Origin of the sequence: Coleofasciculus sp. E1-EBD-02, from assembly GCF_040218245.1 — a bacterium.
In the GTDB taxonomy this organism is placed as follows: Bacteria; Cyanobacteriota; Cyanobacteriia; order Cyanobacteriales; family Coleofasciculaceae; genus Coleofasciculus.
Genome location: NZ_JAVJQN010000079.1, coordinates 42,414 through 51,290, shown reverse-complemented (window position 1 = coordinate 51,290; position 8,877 = coordinate 42,414). Strand labels below are relative to the sequence as shown.

Annotated in this window: 5 protein-coding genes; 3 read left to right on the top strand and 2 right to left on the bottom strand. The window is 43.0% G+C overall.

Annotated features, from left to right (window positions below; genetic code table 11):
• Nucleotides 1-286: 286 nt before the first annotated feature.
• Genes RIC07_RS13270 through RIC07_RS13260 form a run of 3 tightly spaced genes read left to right on the top strand, consistent with a single transcriptional unit; the run spans nucleotide 287 to nucleotide 7,332 of the window.
• Entirely contained in the window at nucleotides 287-6,124 is a 5,838-nt protein-coding gene (locus RIC07_RS13270) for a protein kinase domain-containing protein (protein WP_446394949.1), read from the top strand.
• Nucleotides 6,108-6,554, top strand: a complete 447-nt coding sequence (locus RIC07_RS13265) for a response regulator (RefSeq protein ID WP_446374665.1) — start codon at nucleotides 6,108-6,110, stop codon at nucleotides 6,552-6,554. Before RIC07_RS13270 ends, RIC07_RS13265 begins: the two co-directional genes overlap by 17 nt.
• Before the next feature lie 10 nt (nucleotides 6,555-6,564).
• On the top strand, nucleotides 6,565-7,332 hold the full coding sequence (locus RIC07_RS13260) for a response regulator (RefSeq protein WP_446394948.1): 768 nt from the start codon (nucleotides 6,565-6,567) through the stop codon (nucleotides 7,330-7,332).
• A 63-nt stretch (nucleotides 7,333-7,395) separates the two neighbouring features.
• On the opposite strand, the gene coaBC is transcribed toward RIC07_RS13260, so the two are convergent.
• The gene (gene coaBC, locus RIC07_RS13255; RefSeq protein ID WP_446394947.1) at nucleotides 7,396-8,595 is read right to left on the bottom strand and encodes a bifunctional phosphopantothenoylcysteine decarboxylase/phosphopantothenate--cysteine ligase CoaBC; all 1,200 of its coding nucleotides are present in this window, start codon (nucleotides 8,593-8,595) and stop codon (nucleotides 7,396-7,398) included.
• The gene (gene isiD / locus RIC07_RS13250) at nucleotides 8,592-8,804 is read right to left on the bottom strand and encodes a protein IsiD (protein WP_446394946.1); all 213 of its coding nucleotides are present in this window, start codon (nucleotides 8,802-8,804) and stop codon (nucleotides 8,592-8,594) included. The genes coaBC and isiD overlap by 4 nt, the downstream gene beginning before the upstream one ends.
• Nucleotides 8,805-8,877: the final 73 nt, after the last annotated feature.

Genomic DNA, 8,877 nt, shown 5'->3' with positions numbered 1-8,877 from the left:
TTTACGTTGATTTTTGCCAAAACTGAAAAAGTCACGAGGCGCACGGATATATAACCTATAAGTTATAGACTTCTATCAAGACTTTATACTACACTAGCAACTTAGAGCGAAAAGCTCGGTTGAGCAAGGGTGTCGGGTGTCAATTGTCTGTTGGCAGCTAAAAAACCTAACACCTACCACTGATCCTATAAAAAAAAAGAGACACTTTCCCATCAAAATGCTACCGTTTTTAGATAGACGTACCATTCCTACGTCTGGAACAGCGCACTAATAGGGAAATCCCACCGTGATTATCCTTCCGGGTTACCAGATTCTCTCCAAAATATACGAAAGCTCTAATTCTATAGTCTATCGGGGAATCCGACAGGTCGATACTCAACCTGTTATTTTGAAACTTCTCCAACCCGACTATCCCACGTCTGAAGAACTTAGTCGCTATAAAACTGAATACGAAATTACTCATAACTGGCAACTGGCGGGTGTCATTCACGCCTACGACTTACTCACTTATCAGAATAGGTTGGTAATCATATTTGAAGATATTGGTGGAGAATCATTAAACGTATTCCTCAATACAATAAAATTTTCACTGCCCGATATTCTGAACATTGCGATTAAGATTACAGAAGGCTTAGGTCAACTCCACACCGTTAATATAATTCATAAAGACATTAATCCATCAAATATTATTTTTAATCCAGCAACGGGACAACTCAAAATTATTGATTTTGGTATCGCGGTTCGCGTATCCAGCGAAAATCATTCGCTAAAACAATCGCCTAGTGTAGAGGGAACCTTAGCCTATTTATCCCCAGAGCAAACTGGACGGATGGATTGTCCTCTAGATTACCGCACGGATTTCTATTCCTTAGGTGTCACTCTTTATGAACTATTAACCCATCATCTTCCTTTCGATAAAGATGAACCCATGGAGTTGATTTATTGCCATCTGGCTCAACAACCTCTCCCCCCTCATGTAACGTTGCAGTCAAATAGTGTTGAGGAAAAAGATAAGGGCGCTGGAGAAGCTGGGGACGAGGAGGAATTAACGCTAAACAAAGTTTGTCCTCAAGCCATTTCCAATATTGTTATGAAACTATTGGAAAAAATACCGCGAAAGCGATACCAAAGTGCGGTAGGACTCAAGGCAGATTTAGAGTATTGTTTAGAGAAATTAAAAACAACTGGTAAAATAAAAGAATTCCCCCTTGGATGTCAAGATCTGGGGAAAACATTGCAAATTCCCCAAAAACTTTATGGTCGGGAACGTGAAACTCAAGCCCTCCTCGCCGCTTTTTTTCGCATCGCTTGTTTCCAAAAGGGGCAAGGGGCAATAAATACCCAAAAAGGGCTGAGTGAAATTATTCTGATTACGGGTGATGCTGGCGTTGGTAAGTCCGCTCTAATCCAGCAAATTCGCCCATCGATTATCCAGAAAAATAGTTATTTTATTACTGGAAAATTTGATCAATTTCAACGCAATACTCCTTATTCAGCTTTGGTTAATGCCTTCTCCAAATTAATCCGAAAAATTTTAACTGAAAGTGAAGCAAAACTTAGGCAATGGCGAAAAATATTACTGGAAGCATTAGGTCGCAATGGACAAATTATTATCCAGGTCATTCCAGAAGTTGAACTGATTATTGGTACTCAGCCTGAAGTAGCTGAATTAGGATTGGCTGAATCCCAAAATCGCTTCCATTTAGTATTTCAAGCCTTCATGCGGGTTTTCTGTCAACCTGAACATCCTTTAGTCATTTTTTTAGATGATTTACAATGGGCTGATGCAGCTACCCTAAAGTTGCTGGAATTCATTTTGACAGATGACCCAATCTACCATCTATTCCTCATTGGTGCGTATCGAGACAATGAAGTTGATCCGAATCATGCTTTAATGATTAGTTTCGATAAAATTTGTAGTCTTGGCGTTATTCTCAACCAAATTATCTTAACCCCCCTGAACCGGGAACACGTTATTGAGTTAATCTCCGAAACTTTACACAGAGATGCTCAATCTGTTACTGCTTTAGCAGAACTCATAGTTCGTAAAACCGCAGGAAATCCTTTTTTTCTTAAAGAATTTATCAAAACCCTTGCCCAGGAGAATCTGATTTTATTTAGTTCTTCTACCAAGGAAGGTTCTGGTCAGTGGACTTGGGATATCGACCGGATTGAAGAAACGGCGATTACAGATAACGTGGTGGAGTTGATGATTGGCAAGTTGAAAAAACTTCCGGAAAGCACTCAACATGTTTTAAGTTTAGCCGCTTGTATCGGAAATCATTTTCAACTCGATTTACTTGCCAAAATTCATGAGAAAACTCCGAATGAAACCTGGGATGATTTATATCCAGCCATTCAGTTAGGATTAATTGAACCTCAGACGAAAAAATCGCAAAACTATTTTCATTTAATTCAATATTATAAGTTTTCGCACGATCGCGTACAACAAGCGGTTGATGCTTTAATGGATAAAGCATCAAAAGAAACCGTTCACTGGCGCATTGGTCGGCTATTGCTTGCCCAGCTATCCCCCTATCAAAAATATGAGCGAATTTTTGATATTGTTGATCATCTCAATTGGAAAGCTTACGCGATTACCACGACTCACGAACGACTTGAATTAACTCGGTTAAACTTAGCGGCTGCCAAAAAAGCGAAGTCAGCAACGGCTTATACCGCCGCTAGAGATTACCTAAACTACGGACTATTAACCTTAAGTGAAACAAGCTGGACTGACCAGTATTCATTAACCTTAAAACTTCATAAGGAACTCGCGGAAGTTGAATATTTGAATGGTGACTTTGAATCATCACAGCATTTAATTTATCAGAGTTTAATTCAAGCCAAATCTGTTATGGAACAGGCTGAACTGTATAAGCTGCTTATTGTTCAGCATACCATGCTAGCCAACTATAAAGAAGCCATTAAAGTCGGACGCCAAGCCCTCAAAAAAATCGGTATCAATTTTCCCGACACTAATGTAAAAAGCAGCTTAAATCGGGAATTATCTGAATTAAAACGAAATTTAGGAACTCGGCGCATTGCCAGTCTAATTGATTTACCCTACATGACCGACAGGATGACAAAAGCGGCAGTCAATTTACTATTAAGTCTCGATCCGCCCACGTATTTCTTTGATCAAGATAGTTATGCGTGGGTTACGGTAAAACTCGTCAATTTATCCCTACAATATGGCAATGCTCCTGAATCAGCTAAAGGCTATTCTAATTATGGATTACTCCTGGGTTCCCTTTGGGGAGATTATCAGTCTGGGTATGCCTTTGGTTTACTGGCTTGTCAACTGAGCAAAACGTTTAATCATCCAATTTATATCAGTCGCACCCATCATTTCTTGGCGACATTTTTGAATTCCTGGGTCAAGCCGATTCAATGTGCTGAGTCGATTAATCATGAAGCTTATCAGGCGGGAATGGACGCTGGGGATTTTCAATATGTTGGCTATATCTTAAACAATCAATTTCATAATGCCTTCAATCAAGGCTCAAGCTTAACCGATGTCCTTACCCAAGCTGATACATTTTTGCACTTTAGCCGCAAAACTCAAAACCAATGGGTAACAGACATGATTTTAGCCTGTAAACTGCCTATTGGGAATTTATGTGGACGAACGGAAGCGAAAGAGGTATTTGATACTGATGAGATGAGTGAAGCCAATTATTTAGCTAGCTGCCAGACTTATCAGACGTTTGGTGGTCTTTGTACATTTTACAGTATTAAAGCCTGGGTTCTCTATCTCTACAACCAACCCGAAGCAGCACTTAATTGGATTAAATCAGCCGAAAAATACCTGCCCTTTATTCGGGGTTTATACATCCAAGCTGAACATAATTTTTATATCTCTCTGATTCTAACTGCACTCTATCCTCAGGCGGCGGAGAGTCAACAAGCTGATTATTGGCAAACCTTGATTATTGCTCAAGTTCAGATGAAAGGTTGGGCAGACAATTGTCCAGAAAACTTTCGGCATAACTATGTATTAATTAATGCAGAAATAGCACGGATTTCTGGTCAAACGGAAAAAGCGATGGATCTCTATGATCAAGCCATTGACTTAGCCAAAACCAATGGGTTTATTCACCATGAGGCTTTAGGAAATGAACTAGCCGCCAAGTTTTGGTTGAGTAAAGGTAAGGTAAAGTTTGCTCAACTCTACATGCAAAAAGCACGCCATGGCTATCAACATTGGGGTGCCAAGCGAAAGGTTGAAGATTTAGAGAAGACTTATCCTGGCTTATTTACCGACGCCTTAACCTCGGTTAATATCAAAGATACACTTACCAATTCACATACGGACTCAGTTTCGGGGAGTCATCTTGCCGCTGTGCTAGACTTGACCACGATTATTAAAACATTCCAAGCGCTTTCCAGTGAAATTGCCCTCGATAAGTTGCTGATTAGCTTAATGAAAATTTTAATCGAAAATGCTGGCGCGACACAAGGCGCTTTACTATTGGATTGGGAGGGACAGTTACGGATTGAAGCAACGTGTCGGGGGGATTTAGATAGTATTGCTGTTTTGCAATCGATTCCCTTAGAAACCAGCCAAGATATTCCCACCACGATTATCCATTATGTCAGTCGGACGCAAGACATTTTAGTCTTAAATGATGCCATGTCTGAGGATAGATTTATTACCGATGCCTATATTCAGCACAATCAACCCCAATCTATCGTCTGTGCGCCCCTGCTAAATCAAGGACAATTGATTGGACTGTTTTATCTAGAAAATAATTTAGCGATCGCGGCATTTACGCCCGAACGAGTTGAACTGTTAAATCTAATATCAGCCCAAGCCGCGATTTCGATTAAAAATGCTCGTCTGTGGCAAAAACAAGCGGAACTTAATCATTCATTACAGGCGGAAATTGCTGAACGCAAACGCACAGAAATCGCTTTACGTAAAAGTGAGGGACTTTATCGAACCCTGACGCAAAACTTTCCTAATGGTAGTGTTTTATTATTCGATCGAGACTTACGCTTCTTATTAGCAGAAGGGGAGGGGGTAAGGGCTGGCGGCTTTGAACCTGAACAGTTAAAAGGAAAAACGATTACAGACGTCTTATCACCCGATGTTTGTAAAATCATCGAACCTCTGTATCAGTCAGCCTTAGCCGGAGAAACCAATGTCTCGGAAATGACATTTGCCGATCGCATCCATCAAGTGTATACGCTTCCGGTGAAAAATGAGCAAGGTGAAATTTTTGCTGGGATGGTAATGTCTCAAGATATCACCCTGCAAAAACAAGCAGAACATATCTTACAAAATGCACGAGAAGAATTAGAACGGCGAGTCGAAGAACGCACCCAAGCCTTAAGCGCCATGAATAACGTCCTACAAGCGGAAATTGCTGAACGTCGCGATGCGGAAGCAAAACTTAAAGAACTGACCCAGGAATTGCAACGTTCTAATCAAGAATTGGAACAATTTGCCTATATTGCTTCCCACGATTTGCAGGAACCGTTACGCGCTGTGGCAAGTTATACCCAACTTTTACAACAAGACTACCTGGATCAACTGGATGAATCCGCCCAAGACTATATGGCGTTTATCATTGATGGTGCAACCCGAATGCGCCAGTTAATTCAAGCCTTGCTAATGTATTCTCGTTTGGGAACTCGTCCACCAGAGGGGAAACCGACCGATTGTAATGCCATCCTACATCAAGTGACAGAGAATTTACAGATCGCGATCGCAGAAAGCCAAGCGACGATTAGCCACGATTCCCTCCCCACGGTTCAGGCTGATCCCACTCAAGTGATCCAACTGTTTCAAAATCTCATCGCCAACGCGATCAAATTCTGCCGCGATCGCCCCCCTCACATCCAGATTGAGGCACAATTAAGAGAGAATGCATGGCTGTTTCAGGTCAAGGATAATGGAATTGGGATTAAACCCAAATACCTCGACCGTATCTTTGTCATCTTCAAACGTCTCCATACCCGGCGCGAGTTTTCGGGTACAGGTATCGGTTTAGCCGTTTGTAAGAAAATTGTCGAACGCCACGGTGGACAGATTTGGGTGGAATCTCAACCTGGAGTTGGTAGCACATTTTTCTTCACCCTTCCCTATTTGATATCCTCCGATGAGCAGCCATTATAGATTTAGACCCATTGAAATTTTACTGGTGGAAGATTCCCCCAGTGACGCGAATCTGATCCAGATCAGCTTTAAGCAAGCTAAAATTGCCAACAACTTGCATTGGGTAGAAGATGGGGAAACCGCCCTAGACTACTTACTCCAGCAAGGAGATTATGCTAACACTCCTCGTCCAGATTTGATTGTGTTAGATCTGAATTTACCGGGAATGGATGGTCAAGAAGTATTAACCTCGGTCAAATCAGACCCCACGCTCAAACGGATTCCCGTGATCGTTCTCACAACCTCGGAAGATGAAGAGGATATACTCAAGTCTTATGAACGTTATGCCAACTGCTATATTACCAAACCTATCGATATTCAACAGTTTATGCGAATGGTTCGGCTATTGGAAGAATTTTGGTTAGCGGCAGTTCAATTGCCCTCGGAGTGAGACCCGTCCTATGGACAAACACCTAATTCATGTTCTATTAGTGGAGGATAGCCCTAGTGATGCTCGCTTGCAGCGTCATCGATTTTCCCGTTTAGACCCAACCGAATGGCAACTTCATCATGTTGAACGACTCGCTGATGCGATTGAGAGTTGTACAAATCTCCCCATTGATGTAGTTTTGTTAGACCTGAATCTTCCTGATACTGATGGCTTAGAAACCGTTACCGAATTCCGAGAGGCAATTCCCTATCTGCCCATTGTTGTGTTAACGGGAGCCAATGACGAAGAATTAGCCCTAGGAGCAATGGCGCATGGGGCGCAAGATTATTTACTCAAGGATGATATTACGATTCCCCTATTAGTGAAAACGATTCGCTATGCGATTGAACGGGGACAAATTCTCAAAAAACTCCAGGATAGTGAACGACGTTTCCGGGGAATTTTCAATCAAACCTTTCAATCCATGATGTTGCTGACTCCAGAAGGATTGATTGTGGATATCAATGAAACGGCATTAAATGCGAGTGGCTATCAATTAGATGATTTGTTAGGTTTACCTGTATGGAAACTGGAGTGTTGGAATCACTGCCCATCTATACAGGAGTGGTTGAAAGCGGCGATTAAAAAGGCGGCTAATGGTGATTTGGTTCGCCAGGACGTTCAGTTTCGGAAACCGGAACGTGTGATGATTCGTATAGATTTTTCCCTTAAACCGTTAAAAGATGAGGAAGGAAGGGTTATTTTACTTATTGCCGAAGGACGAGATATTCATGAATAAAACTGTTCGTAGTCAGCACTTTAGTGCTGGGAAATCAAGCATTTTGAGGCACTAAAGTGCCTACTACAAACGTATAAAATTAAGCAAGGCGTGGGCGAGTTCAAGTTTGCTGCACGGTTGAACCGACTCCTGGCGTCCCTGTTTATCGATGAAAATGGCTTGATTGGTGTCGCTGGCAAATCCCACATTCGGCTGGTCAATAGGATTGGCTGCGATCGCGTCTAAATTCTTGGCGTTTAATTTTTCTAATGCAGGCTTGACAATATCACCAGTTTGTGCTGCAAACCCGATTAACTGTTGATGAGTTTGTTTGCGCTGTCCTAACTCTGCCAAAATATCGGGTACAGGTTCTAAAGCTAAGGCAGTGGGAAGCTGGGCTTTGGGTAATTTCTCTGAAGTATGATCGGCAGGTTTGACATCGGCGACGGCGGCAGCCATGATTACCAGATCCGCTTCAGGGAAATAAGATAACATGACCTGACGCATTTCAGCCGCACTGACAACGGAAATTGCCTGAATATCGGGGGGAATGGGTTCGGTTAGAGGCGCATGAACTAACACCACTTTGGCGCCGCGATGTTTGGCGGCTTGTGCCAATGCCAATCCCATCTTACCCGTAGAGGGATTGCCAATAAAGCGCACAGGGTCTAAATGTTCTCTGGTGCCACCGGTACTAATTAACACCTGTTTGCCGACTAAATCCCGCTTACCGCCTGTGTATAACACTGAATAAATAGCAGCGAGAATCTCAGAGGGTTCTGCCAATCGCCCCGCACCCACGCGATCGCACGCCAATCGTCCGGCAGCGGGTCCCACCGTATGATACCTGGAATCGCTCAATAGGTGTTGCCAATTCCGTTGTACTGCCTGCTGTTCCCACATATCCGTGTTCATCGCTGGGGCAAGGAGTACGGGACAATGGGAGGCGAGAACGGTATTAGTTAATAAATTATCGGCTAAACCGTGAGCTAACTTGCCCAGTGTGTTAGCAGTAAGGGGGGCAATCACGAATAAATCAGCCCATTCGCCCAACTCGATATGAACGGGGCGATTATGAATCGGTTGCCAAAATAGGCGATCGGTATACGCCTGATGGCGCGAGAGGGTGGAAATAGTCAGGGGGGTGATAAATTCTTGAGCCGCCTGGGTGAGAATCACCCGAACTTGCACCCCAGCCTGAAACAGAGTGGAAATAACCTGACAAACTTTATAGGCGGCGATACCACCGCCTATACCTATCAATACTCGCCGCGACTTATTCACGCTTCATCATACGCTTCTAGGTCTAGCAAGTAGAGGTAGGGTTCTGCTAACTCCGGACGTTGGAAGGCTAGCGCCCGCAGCAAATGCCAGTCATCGAGCCCCGCAAACGCATTGTCATATTCGTCCTGTTCTAAACGTCCTGCTAATTCAGCAACATCCTGTTTCGTGAAAGCCGACAAATCACGCTGGGACATGGTTAACGTTGCCATTGCTCACGCCTCTCTTGAATTCGGATTGGTGTACATTGCACAGAGCGCTATTACCGCCGCGTCTCTATTATCG

Excerpts from the sequence above, each read along its gene's own strand:
- RIC07_RS13265 (WP_446374665.1), top strand. The coding sequence starts at position 6,108 with ATGAGCAGCCATTATAGATTTAGACCCATTGAAATTTTACTGGTGGAA.
- isiD (WP_446394946.1), bottom strand. The coding sequence starts at position 8,804 with ATGGCAACGTTAACCATGTCCCAGCGTGATTTGTCGGCTTTCACGAAA.
- RIC07_RS13260 (WP_446394948.1), top strand. The coding sequence starts at position 6,565 with ATGGACAAACACCTAATTCATGTTCTATTAGTGGAGGATAGCCCTAGT.